Source organism: Alkalihalobacillus phoenicis, from assembly GCF_047302405.1.
Taxonomy (GTDB): Bacteria; Bacillota; Bacilli; order Bacillales; family Bacillaceae_D; genus Alkalihalobacillus.
Genome location: NZ_CP154853.1, coordinates 2,607,197 through 2,633,505, shown reverse-complemented (window position 1 = coordinate 2,633,505; position 26,309 = coordinate 2,607,197). Strand labels below are relative to the sequence as shown.

At 36.8% G+C, this 26,309-nt stretch carries 26 protein-coding genes and 1 pseudogene; 18 read left to right on the top strand and 9 right to left on the bottom strand.

What is annotated here, in order from left to right; translation table 11 throughout:
• Positions 1-15: 15 nt before the first annotated feature.
• Positions 16-741: a GntR family transcriptional regulator gene (locus AA0017_RS12600; protein WP_413374841.1), complete on the top strand. Its 726-nt coding sequence runs from the start codon at positions 16-18 to the stop codon at positions 739-741.
• Positions 742-819: 78 nt separating this feature from the next.
• Here AA0017_RS12600 and AA0017_RS12595 read toward each other — a convergent pair whose 3' ends face one another.
• The 7 genes from AA0017_RS12595 to AA0017_RS12565 all read right to left on the bottom strand — a co-directional run bounded on the left by AA0017_RS12595 (position 820) and on the right by AA0017_RS12565 (position 7,421).
• A complete protein-coding gene (locus tag AA0017_RS12595) occupies positions 820-1,560 on the bottom strand; it encodes a sugar isomerase domain-containing protein (RefSeq protein WP_413374839.1) in 741 nt (246 codons plus the stop codon).
• 4 nt (positions 1,561-1,564) lie between these two features.
• On the bottom strand, positions 1,565-2,305 hold the full coding sequence (nagB, locus tag AA0017_RS12590; RefSeq protein WP_413374837.1) for a glucosamine-6-phosphate deaminase: 741 nt from the start codon (positions 2,303-2,305) through the stop codon (positions 1,565-1,567).
• Positions 2,292-3,491 (bottom strand): N-acetylglucosamine-6-phosphate deacetylase, encoded by a 1,200-nt coding sequence (nagA, locus tag AA0017_RS12585; protein ID WP_413374835.1) that lies wholly within the window; start codon positions 3,489-3,491, stop codon positions 2,292-2,294. The genes nagB and nagA overlap by 14 nt, the downstream gene beginning before the upstream one ends.
• A 537-nt stretch (positions 3,492-4,028) precedes the next feature.
• Entirely contained in the window at positions 4,029-5,189 is a 1,161-nt protein-coding gene (locus AA0017_RS12580) for an IS256 family transposase (protein WP_413374833.1), read from the bottom strand.
• Positions 5,190-5,495: 306 nt separating this feature from the next.
• A complete protein-coding gene (locus AA0017_RS12575; protein ID WP_413374831.1) occupies positions 5,496-5,795 on the bottom strand; it encodes a PTS sugar transporter subunit IIB in 300 nt (99 codons plus the stop codon).
• Positions 5,796-5,800: 5 nt separating this feature from the next.
• Positions 5,801-6,124, bottom strand: a complete 324-nt coding sequence (locus AA0017_RS12570) for a PTS lactose/cellobiose transporter subunit IIA (RefSeq protein WP_413374829.1) — start codon at positions 6,122-6,124, stop codon at positions 5,801-5,803.
• Between the two features lie 19 nt (positions 6,125-6,143).
• Positions 6,144-7,421 (bottom strand): PTS sugar transporter subunit IIC, encoded by a 1,278-nt coding sequence (locus tag AA0017_RS12565; protein WP_413374827.1) that lies wholly within the window; start codon positions 7,419-7,421, stop codon positions 6,144-6,146.
• A gap of 283 nt (positions 7,422-7,704) precedes the next feature.
• Here AA0017_RS12565 and AA0017_RS12560 point away from each other — a divergent pair.
• The 9 genes and pseudogenes from AA0017_RS12560 to AA0017_RS12520 all read left to right on the top strand — a co-directional run bounded on the left by AA0017_RS12560 (position 7,705) and on the right by AA0017_RS12520 (position 17,059).
• Positions 7,705-8,463 (top strand): annotated as a pseudogene (locus AA0017_RS12560) (GntR family transcriptional regulator).
• Positions 8,464-8,486: 23 nt separating this feature from the next.
• The gene (chbG, locus tag AA0017_RS12555; protein ID WP_413374825.1) at positions 8,487-9,203 is read left to right on the top strand and encodes a chitin disaccharide deacetylase; all 717 of its coding nucleotides are present in this window, start codon (positions 8,487-8,489) and stop codon (positions 9,201-9,203) included.
• A gap of 227 nt (positions 9,204-9,430) precedes the next feature.
• Positions 9,431-10,195: a hypothetical protein gene (locus AA0017_RS12550; RefSeq protein ID WP_413374823.1), complete on the top strand. Its 765-nt coding sequence runs from the start codon at positions 9,431-9,433 to the stop codon at positions 10,193-10,195.
• A 20-nt stretch (positions 10,196-10,215) separates the two neighbouring features.
• The gene (locus AA0017_RS12545) at positions 10,216-10,860 is read left to right on the top strand and encodes a pentapeptide repeat-containing protein (protein WP_413374821.1); all 645 of its coding nucleotides are present in this window, start codon (positions 10,216-10,218) and stop codon (positions 10,858-10,860) included.
• 984 nt (positions 10,861-11,844) lie between these two features.
• Positions 11,845-12,537 (top strand): copper homeostasis protein CutC, encoded by a 693-nt coding sequence (locus AA0017_RS12540; RefSeq protein WP_413374819.1) that lies wholly within the window; start codon positions 11,845-11,847, stop codon positions 12,535-12,537.
• 334 nt (positions 12,538-12,871) lie between these two features.
• Positions 12,872-13,711, top strand: coding sequence for a metallophosphoesterase (locus tag AA0017_RS12535; protein ID WP_413374817.1), 840 nt, complete (start codon positions 12,872-12,874; stop codon positions 13,709-13,711).
• 189 nt (positions 13,712-13,900) lie between these two features.
• Entirely contained in the window at positions 13,901-15,139 is a 1,239-nt protein-coding gene (locus tag AA0017_RS12530; RefSeq protein WP_413374815.1) for an efflux RND transporter periplasmic adaptor subunit, read from the top strand.
• A complete protein-coding gene (locus tag AA0017_RS12525; RefSeq protein WP_413374813.1) occupies positions 15,117-15,818 on the top strand; it encodes an ABC transporter ATP-binding protein in 702 nt (233 codons plus the stop codon). The genes AA0017_RS12530 and AA0017_RS12525 overlap by 23 nt, the downstream gene beginning before the upstream one ends.
• Positions 15,818-17,059 carry an ABC transporter permease gene (locus tag AA0017_RS12520; protein WP_413374811.1) on the top strand — a complete coding sequence of 414 codons (1,242 nt, stop codon included), beginning with the start codon at positions 15,818-15,820 and terminating at the stop codon, positions 17,057-17,059. The genes AA0017_RS12525 and AA0017_RS12520 overlap by 1 nt, the downstream gene beginning before the upstream one ends.
• A gap of 197 nt (positions 17,060-17,256) precedes the next feature.
• Here AA0017_RS12520 and AA0017_RS12515 read toward each other — a convergent pair whose 3' ends face one another.
• Positions 17,257-18,714 (bottom strand): carbon starvation protein A, encoded by a 1,458-nt coding sequence (locus AA0017_RS12515; protein WP_413374809.1) that lies wholly within the window; start codon positions 18,712-18,714, stop codon positions 17,257-17,259.
• 427 nt (positions 18,715-19,141) lie between these two features.
• Here AA0017_RS12515 and AA0017_RS12510 point away from each other — a divergent pair, with 427 nt between their 5' ends.
• The 8 genes from AA0017_RS12510 (at position 19,142) to AA0017_RS12475 (ending at position 25,419) form a co-directional block, all read left to right on the top strand.
• A complete protein-coding gene (locus AA0017_RS12510) occupies positions 19,142-19,528 on the top strand; it encodes a GntR family transcriptional regulator (RefSeq protein WP_413374807.1) in 387 nt (128 codons plus the stop codon).
• A complete protein-coding gene (locus AA0017_RS12505; RefSeq protein WP_413374805.1) occupies positions 19,525-20,424 on the top strand; it encodes an ATP-binding cassette domain-containing protein in 900 nt (299 codons plus the stop codon). Before AA0017_RS12510 ends, AA0017_RS12505 begins: the two co-directional genes overlap by 4 nt.
• Complete coding sequence (locus AA0017_RS12500) at positions 20,405-21,139, top strand: hypothetical protein (protein WP_413374803.1); 735 nt, start codon at positions 20,405-20,407, stop codon at positions 21,137-21,139. The genes AA0017_RS12505 and AA0017_RS12500 overlap by 20 nt, the downstream gene beginning before the upstream one ends.
• A complete protein-coding gene (locus tag AA0017_RS12495; RefSeq protein ID WP_413374801.1) occupies positions 21,140-21,883 on the top strand; it encodes a hypothetical protein in 744 nt (247 codons plus the stop codon).
• Positions 21,884-21,900: 17 nt separating this feature from the next.
• On the top strand, positions 21,901-22,653 hold the full coding sequence (locus AA0017_RS12490) for a hypothetical protein (RefSeq protein WP_413374800.1): 753 nt from the start codon (positions 21,901-21,903) through the stop codon (positions 22,651-22,653).
• Positions 22,653-23,342, top strand: coding sequence for a hypothetical protein (locus AA0017_RS12485; RefSeq protein WP_413374798.1), 690 nt, complete (start codon positions 22,653-22,655; stop codon positions 23,340-23,342). Before AA0017_RS12490 ends, AA0017_RS12485 begins: the two co-directional genes overlap by 1 nt.
• 192 nt (positions 23,343-23,534) lie before the next feature.
• Positions 23,535-24,071, top strand: a complete 537-nt coding sequence (locus AA0017_RS12480; RefSeq protein WP_413374796.1) for a sigma-70 family RNA polymerase sigma factor — start codon at positions 23,535-23,537, stop codon at positions 24,069-24,071.
• Entirely contained in the window at positions 24,046-25,419 is a 1,374-nt protein-coding gene (locus AA0017_RS12475; protein WP_413374794.1) for a DUF4179 domain-containing protein, read from the top strand. The genes AA0017_RS12480 and AA0017_RS12475 overlap by 26 nt, the downstream gene beginning before the upstream one ends.
• Positions 25,420-25,516: 97 nt before the next feature.
• Here AA0017_RS12475 and AA0017_RS12470 read toward each other — a convergent pair whose 3' ends face one another.
• A complete protein-coding gene (locus tag AA0017_RS12470) occupies positions 25,517-26,179 on the bottom strand; it encodes a hypothetical protein (protein WP_413374792.1) in 663 nt (220 codons plus the stop codon).
• Positions 26,180-26,309 lie beyond the last annotated feature (130 nt).

Sequence of the window (26,309 nt, the reverse complement as noted above, 5' to 3'; positions counted from 1 at the left end):
AGGAGTCCGTTTCTTTTGATAGATAAATCATCTCCATTACCGATATATTATCAGATTGAAGAGCAGATCAAGCAACAAATTGTAAGTGGGCAATTAGAGCCTGGTGATATGTTACGGTCTGAGCGTGAATATGCAGAGTATTACCAGGTAAGTCGTATGACTGTAAGGCAAGCGATAAATAACTTAGTTGCCTTAGGTTTAATTTATAAGAAGAAAGGCAGTGGCACATTTGTTCAAGAACAAAAAATTGAACAAGCCCTACATGGATTGACTAGTTTTACGGAAGATATGAAATCACGGGGGTTAGAGCCAAGCAGTCGTCTAATCGATTTTAAAATTGTTCCGGCAAGTCAGACGGTTGCCAATGAACTTAAAATTAAAGAACACACTCCTGTTTACGAAATTAAACGTATTCGACTTGGGGACGATGTTCCAATTGCGATAGAGACGAATATCATTCCTGCTAACCTCGTATTAGGTTTAACAGAAGATATTGTGATGAATTCACTTTATAATTACATTGAAAATAAACTTCATTTACGAATTGGAAATGCAACCCAAATTATCGAATCAGCCACGGCAAATAAAATAGAGGCTGAATTATTAGAAATAGAAAAGCAAAGCCCGATTTTACTTATTGAACGGAAAACCTTTTTATCGGATGGAACTCCTCTAGAGATCGTAAAGTCAAGCTATAGGGGCGACCGTTATAAATTTATGATTAATATTAATCGAAACTAAAGAAAAAAAGCTGCTCCTGACGCTGAATGAACCATTCATGTGTCGGAGCAGCTTTTTATTGTATGTCTATTAAGGCTCTTATAATTTATCAATAAGCGGTTTGTACTTATTTAATAACGTTTCGTTATGCTCAGCGCCACCATCAACATTCCCACTTTTAAAGATGGGTGGAGTCTGACCGTTTTCGATGAGAATGTTTGCTGTTTCGACGACTAAACTATTCATAATGGCCATGCCTGTTATCGATGAACCGGGTCCGACTTGAATGTTCTCATCATCAAATGAAATAAGGGCATCCCCAATTTCGATATGGTTGTTAATGACCGTATCGACCGCTTCTAATAAATGAAGACCAGACGCGTGGCGTGAATCTTGATGCCCTTTGTAATGGAGGGAGGTGATCCCTACCACATGTGTCCCTTGTTCTTTTCCATAAAGAGCAACATCGATCGGGACAGGATTTCGTCCAGATGTGGAGGCGACAATTAATAAATCATTTTTGGAAAAGTTCATATCAGGTAAAAAGCTTTTAGTAAATGTCGGATCTTTCTCAAGTTCAGATGAACGTGAAGCTCCACGATGTAGCATTAAATCTTCAATTAAAATCGGGTTAATTGGAACGAGGCCGCCTGCCCGATAAAAAACTTCTTCACCGAGCATATGGGAATGACCACAGCCAAAAACATAAATAACGCCGTCGTTTGTTAAAGAATGTGCGATTCGTTTGGAGACTTCATAAATCACATTGGCTTCTTCTTTTTCGATCTTTTCTAAAAGGTGATGAATCGTTTTTAAATATTGTTGAAACAAATAAATCACTCCTTTAAGCTGACGTAACGGAAATATTTTTTAAAGCATCTCGATCGGCGATAATCGTTACATTAGGATGTTTTTGTAAAATAGAAGCAGGGAAACTTTCGTCCACTTCATTATGCAACAATTGATGAAGGGCATCTGCCTTTTTTTCACCTGATGCGAGTAAGATGATTTTTTTTGCTTGCATAATTGTTGAAATTCCCATTGTTACAGCTTTAGTCGGTACTTCATCAAGACTATTGAAGTATCTAGAATTAGCGATACGGGTTGATTCTGTTAAAGTGATTACATGTGTTTTGGAATCAAAGGAAGTGCCGGGTTCATTAAAGCCAATATGACCATTTTCACCGATTCCAAGAATTTGAATGTCAATTCCTCCATTACGGGCAATTCGCTCTTCATATTTTTCACACTCTTTAGCCGCATCGGCATTCATTCCGTTGGGAAGATGAATTTGTGACTCAGGTATGTTAATAAAGTTAAACAGTGCATTATGCATATAAGAGTTATAACTATTTTTATCTTCTTTTGGAAGGCCAATGTACTCATCTAAGTTAAATGTTGTAACTTCCTTATAAGAAGTCCCATTTTGGTTGTAATCTTCTATAAGAAGTTGATACATTCCTTCAGGTGTTCCGCCTGTGGCCATGCCAAGTGTGGCATTTGGTTTTTCTTTCACTTGATTTATAAGAAAACTCGCGGCTTTTTCGCTCATTTCTTGATAATTTGTAGTCTCAACGATTTTCATTAACAACACCTCTTTTATCATAGACGATTTTTCCTTCACAAATGGTTAACAGAACTTCGTAGTTTTCATCTAAAACAGTTAAATCAGCATCTTTTCCAAGTGCAATACTGCCCTTATGCTCAAAAATTCCGATTTGTTTGGCGGGATTTTGACTGGCCATAATCGAAGCTTCCTCTAACGTACAGCCAGAGAATTGAATCATATTTTTAACGGCATCATTCATTTTTAAAACGCTACCTGCAAGTGAGCCATTTTCAAGTAAAGCTTTCCCATCAGCGTAACGAACTTGTTGTCCACCGAGATCATATAGGCCTTCCTCTAGCCATTTGGCACGAATAGAGTCTGTGATCAAAACGATTTTATCAGCCGATTTTGCATAATAAGTTGTTTTGACGATGTCTGGATGAACGTGAATGCCATCGACAATTAATTCTACAAATAAATCGGGACTCGATAACGCAGTACCTGCTACACCAGGTTCTCGGTGATGGAATCCTCTCATCCCATTGTAAAGGTGCGTGACATGAGTGGCTCCTGCTTCAATCGCTTCTTTTACTTGAGCGAAAGTAGCATCTGAGTGGCCGATTGATGCGACAATCCCTTTATCATGCAGAAAAGTGGTAAAATCAATTCCGCCTTCTTCTTCGGGTGCATAAGTAACGAGTTTGATAAGTTGCTTGGAATCCTCTAACCATTCTTGAAATTGGGTAATGGTTGGTTTTTGGATATGTTGAAGCGGTTGAGCTCCTGCTCGTGGTGCTGAAATGAATGGACCTTCTAAATGAATGCCAACAATTTTAGCCCCATCTATGTTTTTGTCGCTTTGAACGGTTGCTGCGACATTTTGTAATGCGTTTTTTATATTTGTTGGATCTTGTGTAATCGTTGTTGCCAAGAAGCTCGTTGTTCCTTCTTTGATAATAGTCTGAGCGATTTTTTGTAAATCGTTAGGTGTGGCATCCATAGTATCTGAACCGTTTGCCCCGTGGATGTGCAAGTCGATAAAGCCAGGTAAAATGGTTGCGTTAGCTGGAAGATTAATTTCTTTTATTTGATCGGTTGCTTTAGAAGAGTCTTCGGTTGAAATGGCTGTGATTTTACGATCGGTTACCGTTAATGAACCATTATGAAAAAGTCCTTCTTCTGTAATCATTTTAGCCCCTGTTAAGGTATACGAATATGTCATAAGCCGAACCCCTTTTCATTTTACTTATAAGAGTAGTATAACAATTTATGGTTTAGTTGTATAGACCAATATTGTTTGTTTTGTGTAAATTCGATGTTTTTAGGCAGGGTAGGGAGAGAGGTATAGACATCTTCCGTTGTTAGGGCGAGAGAGTTCATAGTATGACCAAATTATGTAACAAGTATGATTTTGGAAGTTGTAAAATTCACAAGAGATGGAGATTGGGGATTTTCTCTTTTAGGACTGGGTTATCAGAGTTGAGGCATATATATGACGCTATATGACGCGAACTTTGTAACTCATTATGAAACTCCGTCGTAAATCATGCGTTACGACGTGAAATGTGTAAAAGAGCCAGGGAGCCTGACGTAAATCACCCGTTACGACGTGAAATGTGTAAAAGAGAGTCAAGTCCTTCATTCTGTGTAAATTATGGTTAGTAATGTTTTATGGTTTTTCTGAAGGAAGGGGGTACCCCCTTCCTTCAGAAAAACCTGTCGATTCTATTTTCGGTTCTTTTCACTTCTGTTTTCTCAATTAAGATAGGATGTTCTTTTGTGATTTACGCTCATCTAATTCTATAAGTAAAGCACCAATTAATCGGAATGCCGAGTTGTCATTTGGAAAGATTCGTATCACTTTTTCACGACGTCGTATTTCTTGATTTAAGCGTTCAAGTGAATTAGTTGAGCGAATATGACGTTGCCATTTAATCGGTTCGTTCAGGAATTGGATGGCATCTTCAAAACCTTCTTCGAGTTTCGTTAAGGTTTTTTGTAACTTACGACTTTCCTTATAGGTTACCAGAAATTTCTCTAATTTTTCTCTTGCCATCTCAGCGTCCAGTGAGTTAAATATATCTTTGATAATGGCTTTTTCGATTTCCATTCCTTTCTTTGGTAATTCACTAAATAAATTTCGTTTGAAATGAACGGTGCATCTTTGCCATGGAGTCCCTACAAACACAGTACTTATCGCTTTTTTGAGACCTTGGTGTGCATCTGAAATCATGAGTTTAGGTGACGCTAGCCCTCTTTGTTTCAAACTCTGCAGAAACTCTTTCCATGCTTCATAACTCTCTTGATGACTAACCATGAACCCGATGATTTCTTTCTTGTTTCGGTTCGTAAAACCTTGGGCAATATAAACAGCCTTAGACACGACCTTTTGGTGCTCTCTTACTTTTATATACATCGCATCCACAGATACATAAGGGTAATACACCACGTTCAATGGGCGGGTTGACCATTCCCTGACAACGGGATCTAACTTTTCCGTCATCGATGATACAAAGGACTTTGATACGTTTTGACCACAAAGTTGTTCGACGATATGCGTTACTTTACGTGTAGAGACCCCTTGAATGACCATCTCCATCATGCTTAATACCAAGCTTTGTTCAACCCTTGAATACCGCTCAAATAGGCTTGGAGAAAATTCTCCACTACGTGTCCTCGGAACTTTTAGAGTAATTTTCCCTGAACTTAAAATTAACTCACGCTCATAATATCCATTTCTATAATCGACTCGACTTTCTATCCGCTCATAGGATGAGGCTCTTAAATAATCATCCTGCTCTTTCTTCATAATTTCATTAAAAACTAATACAATAGCTGCTTTTGTAATTTCATCTAGATTCGAATGATTGATTTTCCCTGTTAAACTTTCCAAATTTAGGTTAAACTGTACTTGGGTCATCTTTTTCCTCCTGGTTTGTTTTTTAGCGGTAAAAAACATTCTAACCAAAGGGAGTTAAGGTGAACCCTTTTTCTTTTTACACAATTATACGGACTTAATCTAAAAGAGCTAGAGAGCCTGACGTAAAGCACCTGTTACGACGTGAAATGTGTAAAAGAGTTTGGGAGCCTGACGTAAATCATGCGTTACGACGCATACTGTGTAATTAAGCCTGGAACTCTGTCACATATCACTGGTAAGAAAAGCTCCATATAAACACTAGAACTCTCATTTTAAGTAAAATGAGAGTTCTTAATTAAAAATCAATTAGCTTGTCTTTAACACTTGTTCTACTAGTTTTTGCCCGTCCATCATACTAAAGGCGTAAGTGTCCATGATCGCCACTTTAACCGTGTAGTCTGCTGCTTTTTTTCGAATACTTTCCTCAAGATAGCGGATTTGAGGTCCAATTAAAATAAAGTCGGTGTTCTCAAGGTGATTAGGGTATTCAGCTTCTGATGTTGAAATAATGGAGAGTGAGATATTTACATCAGAGGCGGCTTTTTGCATTTTACTGGCTAGGATGCTGCTCGACATACCTGCAGAGCAAATGAGTAACACTCGCATGTTTGTTAGTCCCCTTTCTCGGATAGTCTTTTATATAAGTCGATAAATTCTTCGGCCATTTCTTTAACAGAGATGGCATTCATTACATGATCTTGAGCATGGACAAGAAGTAGGGATACGGTCGCTTGTTCCATTTGTTTAATAAGCTCGGTTTGGAGCAGGTGGGCTTGTTGTATTTTTTTATTACTTTGTTCTATTTTTTCAGATGCTAACTCGAAATTCTCTTTTTTGGCACTTTTGATCGCTTCCATAGCTAAGGACCGACCATCCCCTGCGTATAAAATTAATGAAAAGGCGATTTGTTCATAGCTGTTTTCGTTTGTCCCCATATTTTTGTCCTCTCTTCATTTAAGGTGATTGTAGTTGTTTGTTTAAGCTTTTTTCAGTCAATAAGACGAAAGGGATATAAATACAAACAGCTAGAGTAAGGTTAAACATTTGCAAAAGGACCCCTCTTATATCTCCACCAGTGACAAGATAACCACTAATAAATGGAGGCGTTGTCCAAGGAAGAATCGCAACTGTTTTTGGAACAAACCCTAATTGTAAAGCCCAAAAACTTGTGATCGTCAGTAGGGTTGGGACTAATAAAAATGGGACTAATAGTAATGGATTCAGAACAATTGGTAGCCCGAACAAAACCGGTTCATTTATGTTGAAAAAGCTAACAGGGGTCGACACCTTTCCGATCGTACGATAATGCTTTGTTTTTGCGACGAATAAAATGGCGATTAATAAAGCGAGCGTTGTTCCGATTCCACCCATATAAACAAAAACATCAAAGAATGGTTTTGTAATAATATAAGGAACATCAAAGGCGCTTATACCACTGTTAAATATCGCTTGATTCTCCATAATTAAAGGTAAATATAACGGTTCGATAATGGGTCCTAAAATGTTAGAGCCATGTAGGCCAAAGAACCAAAGGAGGTGACTGCTGAATGAAACGATAATCGCACTAAAAAGTGTATTTGACAGTTCCTGTAGAGGTTCTTGAATAAGCCGATAAATGAATTCGTGGACACTACTTACATTAAGTAATGTAATCACGGTATTCAAAAAACTAAATAGGAGCAAAATGATTAGAGCAGGAATCAGAGCACGGAATGACTTTTTAACTCCTTCTGGTACACTGTCAGGCATGGAAATCGTCCATTTTGATTTAAGTAACAAACGAAAGAGTTCAGGGACAATTAGGGCTGTTAGGATGGCAACAAATAATCCTTGTGAGCTTGTCCATTCAAGTGATAATCCTCCATCTACATGAATCGGAATTAAAATAATAAGGGCAGAAACCGAGATAAGAGAGGTGGAGAGACCATCCAAATGATATGTACGTGATAATTTATAGCTGACAGCTAACGTGGCTAGAATACTTAAAATCGCATACGAGCCATTTCCAATTCCAGTTCCAATGCTCTTCCATGTGTCGCCAAAGAGAGAGAACATAAATTGTTGAAAGTGTTCCGATGGGAAATTATTCAATAAAATAGCCAATGATCCGATAATGATGATGGGCATTATAGCGACAAATCCATCACGAATAGCCATTAAATGACGTTGAGTACCGATTTTGGCAGCGAGAGGTAAAAGTCTCTTCTCAAACGTTTTCATTATTTTCGTCATTATAAAATCCTCCATATTATAGTAATGATATAACCATTCTTGCAAAAGAGGAATGGATTTTGGCTGACCGATAATAAATCTGATTCTATCTTCTTAACCTTACTAGTAGTCTACTATGTATATGATAGCAAGCTTTACAAGTGTTCGCTACAATCTTTGTAAACATATATACGTAATTAAAAAAAGGAACTGTAATTTGTTGTTACAATTAATGACATTTATCAAATATATAATATTTAAAATTGTCCTAACTTATAGATAATATGTTACAATAAAAGGAAGAATGGATGTATTTAAAGGGAGGAAAAAATGCTTGAAAAACGATAGATATGAAGGGAAAGCTTTACATATTCGTGTTAAGGATGAAATTAAACAAGCGATTAAAAGTGGAGAGTATAGAATCAATACAAAGCTGCCAACCGAAGCTGATTTTTGTGAGCTTTTTGATGTTAGTAGAACAACGGTAAGAACGGCTCTTAACCAATTACATGTAGAAGGTTATGTGTATAAAATTCAAGGGAGCGGCACGTATGTTGCCGATAATAAAGTGAAACAATCGTTAACAGCAACCGTTGAAAATTTCAATACACAGCTGCAGTCACAAGGTAAAAATCCAGCGATTAAAGTGATTAATTTACTCGTTGTTCCTAGTGATGAATTTATAAGTCATTCTTTAGGAATTGATAATGGTTCACCTGTTAATAAGCTTGAGAGAATTCGTTATGCTGATGAAACACCGATTCAATATGAGGTGGCTTATTTACCTTGGAACCAAACGCCAGGATTAGATTGAGATGCGTGTGAGCATTCGCTTTATTCCTTGTTACGTAATCAATATGAATTAAAAATTAAAAAGACGGTTGAGCAAATTGAGATTATGTTAGCGGATTCTTTTATTGCTCAAATGTTAGAGATTGAGGAAGGTTCCCCTTGTTTTATGATTGAGACAGAAGCCTATTTAGAGGATGGTCAAATTATTGAATATTCCAAAGCCTATTTTAGAGGGGATAAAGCCAATTTTATTATAGAACGCTCTTATTAATGAGGAACAATTAGGAGGTATAGATGGTAGATTTAATAGTGAATGCTGATGATTTTGGTTTATCAGAAGCTGTTAATCTTGGGATTATCGATGCTTTTCAAAATGGGGTTGTCCGTTCTACCTCCTTAATGATGAACGGGTGTGCTTTAGAAGATGCCATATGTAAAAGTAAAGAGAATCCAGCTTTAAAAATAGGGGTTCATTTAACACTTACATCAGGAAAGCCACTATTAAAGACCGGCTCTAGTTTAGTTGATGCAAATGGGAATTTTAAATTAACAAGCCGCTATTCAGAGCAGAACGTTGAAGTAGAGCTCTCTGAAATAGAAAAAGAATGGTCAGCTCAAATTGAAACATTCTGTACATTGTTTGAGCAGTTACCTCATCATTTAGATAGTCACCATCATATTCATGGCTGGGAAAAATTAATACCAGTTGTACAACGTTTATCCGATAAGTATCAGCTTCCTTTTCGAAATGTAGGGGTGATTAAGCATTTACCTGTACAAAAACGGACCGATTTTTTTACGGATCAATTTTATGGGGAAGGTGTGAACCCAGGTTTTTTTAAGAGTTTACCTGATTTATTCAAGAATTTCTCGTTAGAAGTGATGTGTCACCCTGCTTATATTGATGAGAGATTAAGACAGCTATCTTCCTATGTAGAAATGCGAGAGAAAGAGTTAGCTATTTTAAAAGAACTTCATTTGGACGGGTTGCATTATCAATTAAAAGCTTAATCATTGAAAGAGAAGACGGTCGATGAAAGGTTGTAGTATATGTAGTTCAGCCATATGGTATCGCTGAATGTTCAGGTTAGGACCAAGTCTTAGGACGTCCCATAATTTCCCCAAGTTATTGATAATTTTGAGCATATTTGATAATCGATTTGTGCTATAGTAATCTTAAGTTTAGTCTCCATCTAAAAAAAGAGAGATGGAGTATTTTATTTAAGAGGAGAAATATGATGGAACAACAAGGAACTAGTTTAAAACCATTATCACAATTATTAATAAAACCAACAACAGCAAAAGAATGGGGTATTTGTATTGTCGGCTGGCTTATTTGTCTTGCTGTCCTTTATGTAGCCGTTTTTTATGAAGTTGTTTATCGGGCGGTAGTCTTACTTTTTTTAATTGCTTTTGCTTTTATCGTTCTTCAAAAGCTGCACAGTCTCCAAAAGGAATTATTCCTATTGAAAAGTGGACAGTCGGTAGAGTTACAAAAGCCAAAAGAGTATAAACCACAAATAAAAGTGGATGAATTAGAGGCCCCAACGATGATCTTTGAGGCAGGGGTAGAGGAAAAAGAAAAAGAGTTAGAAAAAATAGACCTTGATCAGACGTTATTAATGGAAGATTTATTGAAGAAGGCGGACTTAAATGAGCGAGAGAAGCAACAATATCGAACTAGGTTCAAAGAAAAGGAAGTAGAAAAGGCCAATATTTTGACTGAATTAACCAATGCTAAAAATAAAATTCAGCAAGCCTTTATAGAGACAAAAAATATCTTTGTTAAAGAGGATCCGATGAAGGAATTAGCGGCTGCCCTTGATTCAGAAAACTTTGAGGGTTCTTCTATTCAAGAGTTAAATGAGCAATTGAGTATGATCAAACCGAATCTTTCACAAGATTTAAAGGCATTTATGGAAAGTTCAAGTTTTGTAGATGAACAATTTAAACTAACGAGATTAGGATATAAAACTCTAATAAAATATAGTAGTAAGAAATAATTGTGTTGGAAGGTGACAGGGTGAAAAAAACAAAACGGCAAAAGCCAAAACTACCAAGAGTATTGAGTGAGCTTAACTTAGGCGAACAGTTAGAAGAGGAAAAGTATATTCATAATGGACTAATCGAAAATCAAGTCATTCATGTCCAGGAGTATGAAAAAGTCTTTTTTGACCAGTTGGTTTTTAAAAATGTTTCGTTTGTTGGGAGTTTTTTTGAGCTATTAGAATGTGCCGATGTAATTTTTGATCATTGCGACTTTTCTAATGCAGAATTAAATCAAGCCGTTTTTCATCGTGTCGAGTTTATCCATTGCAAAATGACTGGTTGCCATTTATCTGAAGCCCACTTTCGTCATGTGAGTATGAATCATACGTTAGCTCCTTATGTCGAATTTAATCATGCCAACTTTAAACAAGTTCTTTTTGAAGAATCGGTACTTGAACATGCGAATTTTTTTGAGGCGAAACTTGAAGCGGTTGAATTTGTCAAAAGTAAATTAAATGAGGCATCCTTTTATGAGGTTCGTTTAAACGGGATCGACATTAGTACTTGTGAGTTTGAACGAATTTCAGTTTCTAGTGAGCAGCTAGCTGGTTGTATCATTTCACCAGAACAAGCGATAGGGTTTGTGAAGGCCTTCGGGATGGTCGTAAAAGAATCATAGAAATGGCACTTTCAAAAAAATGATCTTTGTTTATTTCTTAGTTACTCAACTTTCGCAGAGTATGATTGACCCGTAACCGTTGATAGAGATTGACTTGATGGAGATGTAATGCTCAAATTGACTTTACATATACGGTTCAATCGCTGACAGTCAGAATACATTTTTATTTTTACAGTTGAAGGAAACTGTTCACTAAATGAAGCGCTTCGGCTGTCGCTACCAAAACCATACTCCGCGTCCTGTGGGAACCTGGCGAGCCTCCTCGGTACACCTGCGGGGTCTCGCTCCACGGTTTATTCCCGCGGGAGTCTCCGTATGGTTTTGTCCGCTAAGTGTAGGGGAGATGCTTGATGATATGGCCATTCTCAATCAGCTATTTCTCACGCAGAAGAACCTTCTTCTTCCCTTTGTTGGTTATGGAACTAAATAGGGAGTTGCCCCTATTTTTTCCTAAGTCTGCCGTCATGAAAAGACAGGATTCAAATCGAAACCAGCTCGATCATCTAGCTAACGTACAGAGCATCCACACTGATTTGTTTACAACTGTAACGGAATTAGTCATGGAAGGAGAAAAATCATTCTCAAGCTCATGTCCTTTGAAGTCATGACTGTTTTTTATTCAAGGAGAAAACCGAACCTAGATTCGATTCCATGATCTAGCGGACAAACAGACACGGAGACTCCCGCAGGAATAAACCGTCCAATGAGACCCCGCAAGCGTGAAACGCTGAGGAGGCTCATGAGGTTCCGGCAGGACGCGAAGTGTCTGTTTGGGAGCGACCGCCGGAGGGCATATTATTATTTTTTTCTTTCTGCGCAATTTATCTCTTTGACGTAATAGAACGTCCGTTTTTTTCAATGTGTCAAGGCCATTTGTTTAAGAGTTTCCCTTTCGCTCTGCCAACTAGTTGAACTTATTTTCTTGATGCGAAAGTTGAGTTAGTTATATTTCGAAAGATAAAAATTAAAGTTAGGTGAACTTTGATGCAAATAGAAGTGATTGTACAAAATGATCAAGAGGCAAAGCAAGCTGAGCAATTTGGAGCGACAAGGTTAGAGCTTGTATCAGCGATATCAGAAGGTGGATTGACACCGAGCTACGGTTCCATAAAGCGGGTTCTTAACGCTGTAACCATTCCTGTACAGGTGATGATTCGCCCACATGCTTATCACTTTAACTATTCAGATACCGATCGGAAAATTATACTTGAAGATATTCAAGCATTGCTTAATCTAGGTGGAAAGAGAATCGTTTTTGGGGCATTAAAGGACGACAAAACGATTGATATTGCGTTTTTAAAAGAAATTATCGCGTTATCTTCTGATTTAGATATTACTTTTCATCGAGCTTTTGATGAAGTCCGTAATCAGCAGACGGCCTATGAAACGTTAGCTAACTATTCAAAACAAGTGAAACGAATCTTAACCTCTGGTGGAAAAGTTAATTGTGAAGAAGGTAAATTGCAACTACAAGCATTGGTGAAACAGTCAGTCACAACGGATGGACCAGCTATTATGCCTGGAGCAGGTCTTTCATCAGCTAATATTCAAGAACTACATCAAATGATAGGGGCCAAACAATATCACTTTGGAAAAGCGATGCGCCTGAATCAGTCATTTGCAGAAGGCTTTAACAAGCAAGCGTTTGAACAAGTTTTAACTAGTTTAAAAGAATAGAAAAATCAGTGAATGAATTCATATATATTGGCATTCATTAGCCGTAGACAAATGCCTCTGAGGAATCCCTCAGAGGCATTTGTTATTTATATATGTGGTTACATATGTGGACCACTTGGTATTGGTTGGCGTTGTGACAATTAAATGAAGTTAGAACATTTTGCTTGATAAAGGCAGTTATTTAATTGGAATGACCAGCCAGTTGAGAAGGAAATGAAATAGTTATGGCGAATTAAAGGGAGGAAAAGTTTGTCAATATATCAGATAGGATGTCGGATATGTGATGGAATTTGTAGTTTAATTTTTCAAAAGCTAATAGTCAGGGGTTTACACTATGTTTAAACGAAAAAAACTTTTAATTGCACTGTTAATGGCCATTATCGGAGTGCCTCTCTTTTTATATGACCAAAATAATCGCCTTGTTGTGACCGAATTTGAATTGGAGGGCTTGGACAAATCTCATTTTGGTGAGTTGAAGATGGTTCATTTATCCGACTTACATAGCAAAAGTTTCGGTTCCAAACAAAGTAAACTTTTAAAGAAAGTAGAAGAACTTCAGCCAGATTTGATCTTTGTAACGGGAGATTTAATCGATGCGAAAAAAGCAGAATCAGAAGCACCCCTTCATCTGATGGAAGGGCTAGTTGAGCTTGCACCGGTTTATTTTGTGACGGGTAATCATGAGTGGTGGTCAGGCGATTTCGAGCAGCTTGAGAAGAAAATGGAACAAATGGGTGTGGAAGTTTTGCGGAATGATTATAAGACTGTTCAACTAAAAAAAGGCCAACTAAATATAATGGGAATCGATGATCCAGCTATTCAGTCTAACCAATCAGAAGAAATAACAACCGAACAACATTTGAATGTTATATTCGAAAATGAATTAATAGAAGGAGAGAATTATACGATTTTATTAGTTCATCGCCCTGAGTTTTTTTCTCTTTATCAAGGATACGATGTTGATTTGATTTTATCCGGACATGCTCATGGAGGCCAAATTGGTTTACCAAATAACCGTGGTCTCGTCGCCCCTAATCAAGGGTTGTTCCCTGAATATGTAAAAGGGATGTACGAAGAAAAGGGTTCTAAAATGATCGTTCATCGTGGGTTAGGTAATAGCATTATTCCACAGCGACTATTCAATCGCCCTGAAATTATTCTGCTCAATAATTAATTTTAGTCGCTACAAAGTGAATAAACGTAAAAATATAAAAAAATGATTAAAATGATGAAACTTTTTAAGGTCGAGGAGCGTCTTTTATATGAATCTATTTTTCCGAAAAAATAGATTGCTTATTTGGAAGGTATAATACATAATATTTCTATAATTAGAAAAAAGTAGAAAAACAAAAGGGGTCAGGATATGTCAAAGAAAAAGGTTGGGTTAATCGTCACGTTGTCGGTTGTAGGTGTACTAGCTTTAGGGGGAGTTGGATTTGGAGCTTATATGGCTTTAAATAATTCCGTCAAAGCCGGAGGGGAATATGAGGAATGGGGGGAGATGGAGCCATATGCCATGGCTGTTTCCGACATGATGTTCGGAATGGAAATGTACTCGCCTTATACTTATTCAGGAAAGGTTGAGCCTGAAAAATCAGAACGTGTTTATTATGAGCCTGAGCGTGGGAAAATTCTTGAGCTTTTTGTTGCGGAAGGTGACACAGTTGAAGAAGGTACACCTTTATTTGAATATGAACCACTTGAGGATTATTCCTTAGAGTTAGATCAATTAAAAATGTCACTTGAAATGTCTTATATGCAAATTAACCGTACAACAAAACAAAAAACAAAATTAGAGAAACAAATAAAAGAAGCTGAAACAAAAGAAGAGAAAGAAATGTTTGAAGAAGAGTTAGAACAAATCAATTTTGATTTACGTGTCAGTAATTTAGAGGCTGGTCAAACCCAAAAACAAATTGCTGCTTTGGAAAAAGATGATGAAGAAAATGTCAATGTCGTTGTTGCAAAACAGGCTGGAATTGTCCAAACGATTAATCAAGATATTGCAGAAGGGGCAACAAATGAACAGACACAAGGACCAATGATTCAAATTGTATCAACGGGCTCTTATTTTATTAAAAGTCAGGTCAATGAATTTTTACTCGATACGTTAGAGGTTGGTAGCCAAGTCCGTATCATGAAAAAAGTATACGATGGACAAGAGTGGTTTGGAACGATTACGGACGTTGGAAAGCTGCCAGTTGGATTTGATGAAGATGATCAAATGATGGACATGTATTATGGTTCTAACCCACAATCATCGAATTATCCATTCACGGTGCAAATTGATGAGCATGACGGGTTAGAAATTGGATTCCATGTGAATATGGAGCCATATACAGAACAGGAGACTGTTTCATCTGATGTCGTTCAAATTTATGATTGGTTTGTTGTTCGTGATGAAGAAGAGCCTTATGTATGGAAAGTCGATGAAAATAATTTAGCTTATAAACAAGTCGTTGAGTTAGGTGAAGAAAACTTTGATATGGGCTTAGTTGAAATACTAAGTGGTGTCTCATTGGAGGACTTCCTTGTTGAACCATTTTCGAATGTAGAAGAAGGAAGCGAGGTCCAAATGTATGATCAGTTTGAAGAGTATTAATAAATCATACAAAATCGGCAAAGAGGAAGTACCGATTTTACGAAACATAGATTTACAAATTAAAGAAGGCGAATTTTTGGCGATTATGGGTCCTTCTGGTTCGGGAAAATCAACATTAATGAACATTTTAGGGTGTTTAGATAAACCGACTAAAGGTAGTTATCAGTTAGATGAGATGGATATGATCGCTGGTAAAGAAGGAAAGCTTGCATCGATTCGAAATAAGGAAATTGGTTTTGTTTTTCAAACCTTTCACTTATTGCCTCGTTTAACGGCTGTTCAAAATGTTGAGCTCCCGCTTGTGTATGCTGGTATTAAGAAAAAAGAAAGAAGAAAGCGGGCGTTAGATGTATTAGGGAAGGTTGGATTGGCGGACCGTGTTGGCTTTTTGCCGACCCGACTTTCTGGCGGGCAAAAGCAGCGTGTCGCTATCGCTCGTGCGTTAGTGAATGAACCCCGCTTTATTTTAGCGGATGAACCAACAGGTGCTCTTGATACAAAAACGGGTGAACAAATCTTAAAATTATTTGCTGAGTTAAATGAAGAGGGAGTCACGATTATTATGATTACCCATGATAAGGAAGTCGCTGAAAAGGCAGATCGGATCGTCTACATACGCGATGGTGAACTTCTCAGACAAGACCGAGAAGTTGAAGTGGAAGATGAGGTGAGAGTGTAATGTTCGAAAATATTAAGCTCTCTTTTCAATCGATTTTTGCCCATAAGCTACGTTCTTTATTAACGATGCTAGGGGTAATTATCGGGATCGCTGCTGTCATTGCGATTGTCTCGATAATTGAAGGTCAAAGTGAAGCGTTAAAAAGTGACTTAGTCGGAATGGGAAATAATACGATTAATGTTGTATATGAAGAGAACAATCAATTTGGCGAGGATGATTATTGGGGAAGTGATATGTCCTTTATTTCAGCCCCTCCGATCAGTGAAGAAACATTAGAGATGATTCAAAGTGATCCTTTAGTTAATGTGGTTTCCACTTATTATCAGTCATGGAGCGGAGAAGCGTTTCATTTAGCGAACTCCTCATGGCCAGAAATGTATGGTGTTGATCAAACGTATCTTGAGCTTTTTCCTATTACAGTAGTTGAAGGAAGAGAGTTTTCGGAGGAGGAATTTAACGGGAAATATCAATATGTGATGATTAATGAGGAAGCAAGGGATGAGCTGTTTCCAGAAGGCTTTATCCCAGGAAGTTTTATTGATTTAGCAGGCAGTCCGTTTCGTGTAATTGGCGTTTTTACCGATCGATCTGAAGACGTTAACGATGAGTTTTCTTATTATTACTGGTACCCTCCAAAGGTATATGTACCGAAACAAATTTGGCCACTCGTTGGCGGATATGATGCTCCAACCCAAATTGCGGTTCAAGCGATCAATTCTGATTCGATTCAAACAGCAGGGGTGATGGCTGCGGACTTATTAAATGCAGACTTACATCCAGTTGACGCTGAATTAGCATCTTATACGGTCATGAATTTAGAAAGAATTATGGAAGAAATGGCCGCATATACGCGAACATTTGCATTTCTATTAGCGGGGATTGCCAGCATTTCGCTTCTGGTTGGTGGGATCGGCGTTATGAATATTATGCTCGTTTCCGTAACAGAACGAACCCGTGAAATCGGAATTAAAAAAGCTCTTGGTGCGAAACGCCATATGATTTTATTCCAATTTTTAACCGAAGCAACTGTTTTAACGAGTATCGGTGGGGTCTTTGGGATCGGACTGGGAATCGGGGTTGCTAAACTGATTTCCATGTTTACGGTGTTGCCATTTATGATTTCAGTCCCTGCGATTATTGGAGGGTTAGTCTTCTCGATGATTGTCGGAATCATTTTTGGAATTTTACCATCACTTAAAGCTTCGAAACTGCAACCAGTTGATGCATTGCGTTACGAATAAACAGATAAAAAGCGAACCCCAGCAGGTTTAATGCCGGGGTTTTTTAGTGTGTTTTAGTTTTGGGTTGATGGTTGGATGTGGATGGTCAGGGATGATGTGAAAAAGAAGGAGAGGAACATCTTTGGCACATACTTTACTTTCTTAACATTACATTAAAACAACCCCACTTCTAATAAATGAAGTGGGGTCATTAGTTTTTAGCTTAACTTAGTTTTTATATCAGTTTCATCAACTTCTAAATCAACCTGCAAGCCGGCTTTTTTATTTTTATTTGCTTTCCAAAAGAACCAAATAGTAAAGGCGATTGTTAACACGATCCCTACAATAAATGAAATGTTTAAGTCAATATTAAAACCGATTTGTGCGTTTAGAATATAGACTAGAACCATATAGGTCATAAACAAGGCTGGTACTAATGAAATGATATATTTTCTTCCTTTTACAAACAAATACATTGTCGCTATCCATAGAGCGATGACGGCAGTCGCTTGGTTCGCCCACGAGAAGTAGCGCCAGAGAATATTAAAATCAATTTGCATGAGCCCATAAGCAATTGCGAATAGTGGGAGGGCAATCATTAAACGATTTCTTGTTTTTTTCTGACTAATATTCAAATAATCTGCAATGATTGAACGTGCAGCACGGAAGGCTGTATCACCAGAAGTAATAGGTAAAACAATAACTCCTAATACAGCAATGGTTCCTGCAATGGCACCGAGTAATGTAATGGAAATTTCATTTACAACAGCAGATGGAGTTCCAGCTGCAATTAACTCGTTTAGAGCTTCACCGTGGAATAAACTCATCGCAGCCGCAGCCCAAATCATCGCAATAATAGCCTCTGCAATCATCATTCCATAAAAAATATAACGTCCTTGTGACTCTTTCTTTACAGTTCTAGAAATAATAGGTGACTGTGTGGCATGGAAACCTGATAAAGCTCCACAAGTTATGGTAAAGAATAAAATTGGGAAAATAGGTAAATTATCTGGGTGTAAATTTTCAATCGTTAATTCAGGAATTTTTGCTCCTGAAAAAAGAAGTGCAATTCCAACACCTATAGTTCCAAATAATAAGATAGCTCCAAAGAATGGATAAACACGTCCAATGATTTTATCAATTGGTAGCATCGTAGATAAGAAATAATAAAAGATAATTAATGCAGCGAAAACCCATACGGCAACAGCACCATTTGAAACGATACTAAGTAATGATGCAGGGGTTGTAATGAATACGGTTCCAACTAAAACAAGAAGTAGTAAGGCAAAGAAATTGACGACATGACGTGAAAATTTCCCTAAAAATCTACCTGCTAGCTCAGGAATATGAGCACCACGATTTCGTATAGAAATCATCCCTGTTAAATAATCATGGACGGCACCGGCAAATATAGCACCAACAACGATCCAAATAAAAGCAACTGGTCCAAACAATGCCCCCATAATCGGTCCAAAAATGGGCCCAGTACCAGCAATATTTAATAATTGAATAAGGGCATTTTTTTGTTTATGCATAGGAACATAATCGATTCCATCATTATTGGCATATGCCGGGGTTGAACGATCATCAGTAGGCCTGAATTGCTTTTCAACAAACTTCCCGTAAGTAAAATAAGCAATAATTAAAAGAATAATCGCACTAAAAAAAGTGATCATGTTAACACCATCCTCCATTTGTAAGCGGTTACTTTTAGTGGGATGATAATGAAAAGAGAAAAATTGATAAGGAAAAAACAAACTAACAATCCTAAAAGTACTTTTAGGTAGAATTCAAACCTCCTCAACTAAATCTACTTAATTACAAGAATATTATAACAGAAGATTGCTATAATCAAAGGATTATTTATCTGTTGTATAATAATTTTTGTTTTTGATGGTTAAGTTTTAGTTATTAATATTATTTTGTACAAAACTTAATTAAGTCTCAGTGATAAAAAGGTGAATCAAAACCCTGATGTCAACTTTATAGTTGTATCAAGGTTTTTTTATTAAATTTTGTAAAACATATTGTATAATTTGGTAAAAAAGTATATAGTACATTACAACAGTAATGCACTATATATCGGATATGGGGTGAGTGAATGTGATCATAGATAATGACGGTTCAAAGCCGATTTATGTACAAATTGCCGAATGGTTGGAAACAGAAATTATAAAAGAGAATTTTAAAGTGGATGAAAAAATTTATTCACAGTATCAATTGGCTGAGATGTTAACGATTAATCCAGCAACAGCTGCCAAGGGGTTAAATATTCTTGCTGATAAAGGCATTTTATATAAGAAAAGGGGACTTGGGATGTTTGTGACAGGAGAGGCAAAGCAATTCATTATGGCAGAACGAAAGGAACAAACATTAAGAAAGCTTGTACATGAGCTCGTGCTTGAGGCCTATCGTTTATCTGTGGATGAAAAAGAAATTATGGAAATGATAAAAGAGATGAATAAAGAGATTAAGGGGGAGAAGCAATGAGTGTCATTCAAGCAGAGAAGGTAAGTAAAATTTATCGTCATAAAAAAGCATTGAATGAATTGAGTGTAACGATTGAAGAAAAGAAAATTACCGGAGTGATCGGACGAAATGGAGCAGGGAAGACGACCTTGCTAAAATTAATTGCTGGTTTTTATAAACCGAGCAGCGGAACTATTAAAGTATTTGGGCTAGTTCCATTTAATAACATTAACACCTCCTTAAATACCGTGTTTGTCGACGATTTAATGTATTTTCCAACAAGTCTTACACTCGAAGATATTTTAAAGGAAGGCAAACGCTTTTATCCGAATTGGGATGAGAAGCTAGCGAAAGATCTCTTTAACTACTTTTCTTTCAATCCAAGACAGATTCATCAAAATTTATCAAAAGGGATGAAAAGCACATTTAATATGATTTTTGGCTTATCGGCTCGCTGTGAATTAACGATTTTTGATGAGCCGACGACAGGTATGGATGAATCGGTTAGAAAGGATTTTTATCGGGCGTTAATTAAAGATTATATTAATCACCCACGTTCCATTTTATTATCGAGCCACCACCTGAATGAAATAGAAGATTTATTAGAGGATGTGTTATTAATCAAAGAAGGGAAAGTTGAAAAACATCTCTCGATTGCGGAATTAAAGGACTTAGCAGTAGCGGTTCAAGGTGATACAGAGCTCGTCACGGAATGGGCAACAGGCAAAGAAGTTTTGTTCCAAAAGTCAGTCGGTACACATTCTAGCTATCTTGTTGTTCCTAATGATAGTGAGACAAAGCTTGAACAAGCAAGGGGTCTAGGGTTACAAATTAGTTCGGTCTCAGCGAGTGACATTTGTGTCTATTTAACGGAAAGTCGTAAAGGAGGAATTGATGATGTCTTTAGCGACAACTAGTAAAAGAGAGATGGTTCTCAAACAAGTTCGTTTTCGAATAAAGGCAAACTGGGGCTTCTTTTTCTCTCTTATGGTTACACAATGTGTCATGATGTTGCTATCGATGGGGTCAACGATTTCGATATCCTCGCGTTCTTATATGGTTGAGTCCACCACAAATGATGTTATTTTGGTTTTTACATTTATTTGGTTGTTTGTTATGGGGGTTCTACTCCTGTCCAAATCGTATCGGTATGATGATTTTTGTTTTGTCACGAGCAATGTAAGTCAAAGCTTTGCCAATTTTATTTATTTAATGTTTGCTAGTCTAATTGGTGCTGTTACAGCCTTTTTAGCAGGGTACGTACAAAAAATTATCATGTATTTTGTGACAAACAGCGAACTCATGTTTTATCCGAGCCAAACGGGATTATGGGACTATATAGCAGGGATAGTAGCGATGGCTTTATATGGTTTGATGTTTGGTTTACTAGGTTATTTGATGGGGGGCCTCGTCCAGCTCAATAAGAGTTTTTACGTCATTATTCCAGTAGCTGTTGTCGCTATCATTACTTTAACAAATACGCCAGGAGAATTGAACGGATTTTTTAACTTTCTGGCCCATGCCTACTTTAATCAGTCTTCGTTTTGGGTGTTTAGCTTTAACGTGTTATTGACCGTTATTCTCTTAATGGTTGGCTCTGTTTTGGTCGGGAAACGTCTGGAGGTGAGGTAAATGGAGATGATGTCGTTGATTATTAGTTCTTATCTTTTTATTATTGTTCTCTTTGTCGGATGTTTTTATCTCGGTAAAAAAATAATCAAACCAAAAAGTCAGAAAAAATATAATCCTAGTATGATTCTATTATCGACTTATTTTGTTTTGCTAATACTTGCACCGATTATCTTCAGTCTTCTCCCAAAAGATGAGTTAAAACCGGTACAGCTTGATACGGGGTATGTGTATACGAAACAGGTGGCGGCAGAGTCGGTAGCAAGAGTAGAGGAAGCCGAACGGTTAATCGAAGCAGGAAACTTTGCAGAAATCGATCAAAGCTGGATTAGTGAGACGTGGAGCTTTGACTATAAGGACGATGAAATTTACTTGACGGCGATGTTTTATCAATCTATTTTTCAAATTTATATTGAAAGAAAAGAAGAGAATGATGGGGTGATTGAAGCTTCTATGATTGCTAGAACAGAGTTAGAATCGACTTTAGGTTATCTTTTAGAGGAGAGAGTAGAAACCGGAAGAGTTGAATTAGGAGAGAACAGATTGCTTGTCATGGGAGAAGATGACTTTATTAGAAAACAAGTTAGACTTTTTGATCATGGATTCCCGATTAAACAATTTCAAGGGGCCTACGAAGAGGGGCAGAGTAATCCATCAACTGGACAGTCCATTATATATTTAAAAATACCTAACGATTTAGAAATAATTGCTGACAGTGATTTCAATTATAAAGAAATAAACAAGTAATGAAGGGGGGGCTGACGATGTTATGTTCCATCAGTTTATTGGAACTAGTGAAAAAGCAAACGTTATTTAAATTAAATGCGTTATCCGGAGCGTTTACCGTTATGATTGTTTTCCAAGTGGCGACGATATTATTTACGATATTTATTCCGACTTCTTCATATGGTATGAACAGTTCAGATTTGTTTAGCTTTAATTTATATAACATATCGTCAAATGCAGTCATTGTGTTCACGTTTATTTGGGCTTTTATCGTTGGGATATTAATTACGTCCAAGGCTTATCGATATGATGATTTTTCCTTTGTGACCTCACGTGTAAGTGCCAATCTCGCGAATATTTGTTATTTAGTTGTGATGAGTGTTTTCAGCGGCTTTACCGCTTTTTTCTCAAGCTATATGATTAAGGTAGGTGTTTATTTTAGTAGAAGTGGCGATGTTCTTTATGAGTCTATACCTAGTTGGACGATCATTATGAGTGGGGCCGTTGCCACTATGTTGTATTTATTATTGCTTGGGACAATCGGTTATGTAATTGGAATGCTCGTTCAAGTGTATCCAGCTTTCAAATTTATCATTCCAGCAGTTTTTATTGGATGGATTTTTACATGGTTTATTACAGGAATTGGTGAGCAAGGGATCATTAACTGGATTTTTGTGCAAATCTTTGCAGAAACATCGATTTTACTTGTAATCGTAAAAGTACTTTTAAGTTGCACCCTCATGCTTTTTCTTACGAGTATGATAACGAATCGTTTGGAGGTGAGAACTTAATGTTAGTTGTTCTTCTCCTTTTAATAGTCATTATTTTTATTGTGTTAAGGTGGCGGGATTCGAAGCTGAAATTAAAGGCTAAGCGTAATCATATGATTGCTGTTGTCTATTTAGGTGTCATTATTCTTTCAATGATCATTTGTTTATTTTTACCAGTTGAGCCGATGGAAAGTGTACAAATGACCGAGGGTGAACGAATCCACATTGATGAGTTATATAGAAAGTTTGAAAATGGCCAATGGGAGCAGATTCCAGATGAGTTTATAAAAAAGCAAGAGACTTCTTTTAAGATAGAGACTGAAAAATTAATCATCGATTATGAGGACCGTGATGTTTACTCATACCCGATTACAGTAGAAAGAAAAGCAGAAAATGATGGGACTATTGAAATCTATTCATTTGCGGCTGGAAGCTTAGATTTACGTGGGTTTGAAATGCTGATGGAAATCCCATTGCCGGAATTTGAGCTGAATGGTGATACGTTAAAAATGCTTACACCTCAGACTGTTCAGATTGAAAAAACACTATTTACTAACGAATGGCCAATTAATCAATTTAATCCTCAAAACATCGATTATGATGATTCCGGTTGGGGTTATGGGTATGTGATTTACTTTTATATGAAAATTCCACAAAATTTGCATGTGGAATCTACAGTAGAGTATGGATTAGAGTTTATCGAGGAATAATAAGGAAATCTGTCTTTCTGAGCGAGGGTACAAGAATAATAGCAATGTTAAATAATAGGCCAGTTAAGAGGGATTAAAAACAACTTAACTGGTTTTTTATTTTGTAATGTAAAAATTTTAAAGTGATAAAATAAAAAAAGCTGGAACGGATCGGAATGGAAGTCAGTCTAATAATTGACAGGAGGTGAAAATGTGAAATTAAAAAGCTTTTTTAAGAAAGAACCGAAACCAAAGTTTGAAGAGTTAATTAAGACAGAGCAAGAAAAGTTGTATCGTGTGGCGTATTCTTTTGTTAAAAATGAGCAGGACGCTTTAGATATTGTCCAGGATGCTGTAATAAAAGCTTATCGTAGCTATGAAAAATTAACAGAGATCCAATATTTTTCGACTTGGATGACGCGGATCTTAATCAATACAGCAATTGATGCGACCAGAAAAAGACGAGAAGTGATTTATGTTGATTTTGAACGGACCGTAAGTGGGAAAAATGAGCAAAATGATACATTAAATAAAATGCTGGTGGACGAGCAGTTTGACCGATTAAAACCAGAACAGAAATCATTAATTATTTTACGTTTTTATTATGGATATTCAATAAAAGAAATGGCTGAACTGCTTCAAAAACCAGAAGGAACGATTAAATCGAAGCTTCACCGCACCCTTACTCAAATGAAAATAAGTTTAGAAAAAGGAGGGGAAATGATTGGAAAGGTTTGGACGGAATATTAAAGAATCGATGGAAGAAGTGCCAGTGCCAAAAGAGAAACTAGAGCAAACGATCCAACAAGCAATTGTGAAAGCCAAACACGAAAAACCGAGAAGGAAGCACCGACTTTTTGTGAGTATCGCGTCCATGTTGATGGTTGGGATATTGGGCGTTTTGATAACTGTACTTGGATATGGAGAAGAGGAGAAGTTAGGAGAAGGCAGAGCTACTAGTATTTTTTTGGAGGAGGATGACGTTCCCTATTTAAAGCGTTTAGCCCTGAACAAGCAATATACAAAGTTAAATGTAAGTTCGGAGCAAGATGGCATAAAGGTGACCTTAGAAGATGTCATATATGATCAAAATGTGTTTGCAGTTAGCTTTCGTATTGAGCAAGAAGAGGAAAGGGAAACGTTAGAAATTGAGCAGAATTTAATGTTAGGTCATGATGCAAATACTTTTAAGGTTAAAGCTGTTTACCCAATAGCTGAAAATAACGAGGTTGCTAGTATTTTTTACATACCTTATGAAGACGCAAAGGGTTGGGATAATAATCTTGAGGTTACAATGCAAATAACTCGTATTGGTGAGAAAAAAGGGGAGTGGGACTTTGTTTTTAACGTAGATAAATATCATACGCTCGCTCCTCAATATTCTAATATTTTCTATGGCAAAGAGATTTTAAGTGAATATAAAAGAATTGAACTAAATCGTTATCGGGAAGATCAGGATTTTGCTTATTTTGAAGGATTTGTTCATTTACCGAAAGAGCAGGAAGAGCTAAGTTGGTTACCGGCAATCCCAGAAATTTTACCTTCAGTTGCGACGAAAATAGGTGAGGGGCATTATTCTTTTCATGAAAAAATCTCTAGAGCGAATAAAGTTTCAAGTTCATTTGAGTATGAACAAGAAAACTATCAAAATGTCATCAATGATAAAAGTGAAGATTATAAAGCAACTCCAATTAGAATTGATTATCCTCTTCAACGAGGAGGAGAAAGACCTTCATTTATGCTGATTCCAATTCAACATCAACCTTTCCATTATATTAGGGAACGAGAATTACTTGAAAACACCGTATTACCACAGGAAAATCTTGAGCTGAAAGTAAAGAGTATTACTCATCAAGATGAGTTTACTTCAATTATCGTTGAAAGTGATAAAGAGTTAATCTATTTTCCATTTGAAATGTTCCGTGTATACAACAAACTTGAGAGTGAAATCTATCCGCTTTTAGAAATGAAAATGAACGGGACCGAAATTGAGCTTATATATCCTAAATTGCCAGAGCAGTCAAAAAATTATATGGAAGTGCCAGAAATTATAGAAGTCTATGATGAATTAATGTTGAATATTGGTCAAGAGGAATAACATCTGCCTCTCTTATTTAAGAAATTCCACACAAATGAACTAAAACATGAAGAAGGAGTCGCACCACGTGTGCGTACTCCTCTTTTAAATCATATGCTCACAAATGATGATACGGATCTTTCGTCCCTGGGTCTTTTCCAGTTTTTAACCATGGGAAAAGGCGGTCGGTGAAATATCTCCATGGGCGGCGACGGTAACGTTTGTAAGCCCGGTGCTCACGACGGATGAGTTGTTTAATCGTGATAATCACCATAAACAGAATAAAATAAAAGCCACCTAAAAATGTGACGTGGATATTGGAAAATAAACTGTTGACGATGAGTGGGAAAATAAAGACCGTCGCAAGTGCTGTCGTTAAGAAGACAAGACCTTTATGAACCCAAACATTTAATTGTAAATACATATAAGCAAATGTGCTGCCAAAATTCACGACTAGATAAAAAATCGCGAACGGTAAAATGATTTTAATGACCTCATTATCGGCCATAAAAGGGTTAAAAGGTTCCCCGTTAATTATGTAAGCAGGTTCGGTTGTGATAAAGGCAAAAACGCCCATAATGATAAAAGCTAAAAAAGAATAGACGATTAAAGAGACGATAAGCATCACCAATCCAAAACCAACTATAAAGGTATTTCGTAACCCTTTTCCTAGAATACTAATTATCGGATATTTTTTGGAAAGAACGACTAAACCGGCTAATAAAATAATAAATAAAAACAAAATTCCATAGTTAATCATTAATTCAACAGCATAAGGCATCGCATTGCTCCTTTCTTTTTTTGTTTACAAATGTTTATGAGTAATTCTTAGCACTATATTTTAGACTTATTGATTCATAATGTATCAATACCCAATAAAAATAAATCGAATCCAAAAACAGCCAAATTTA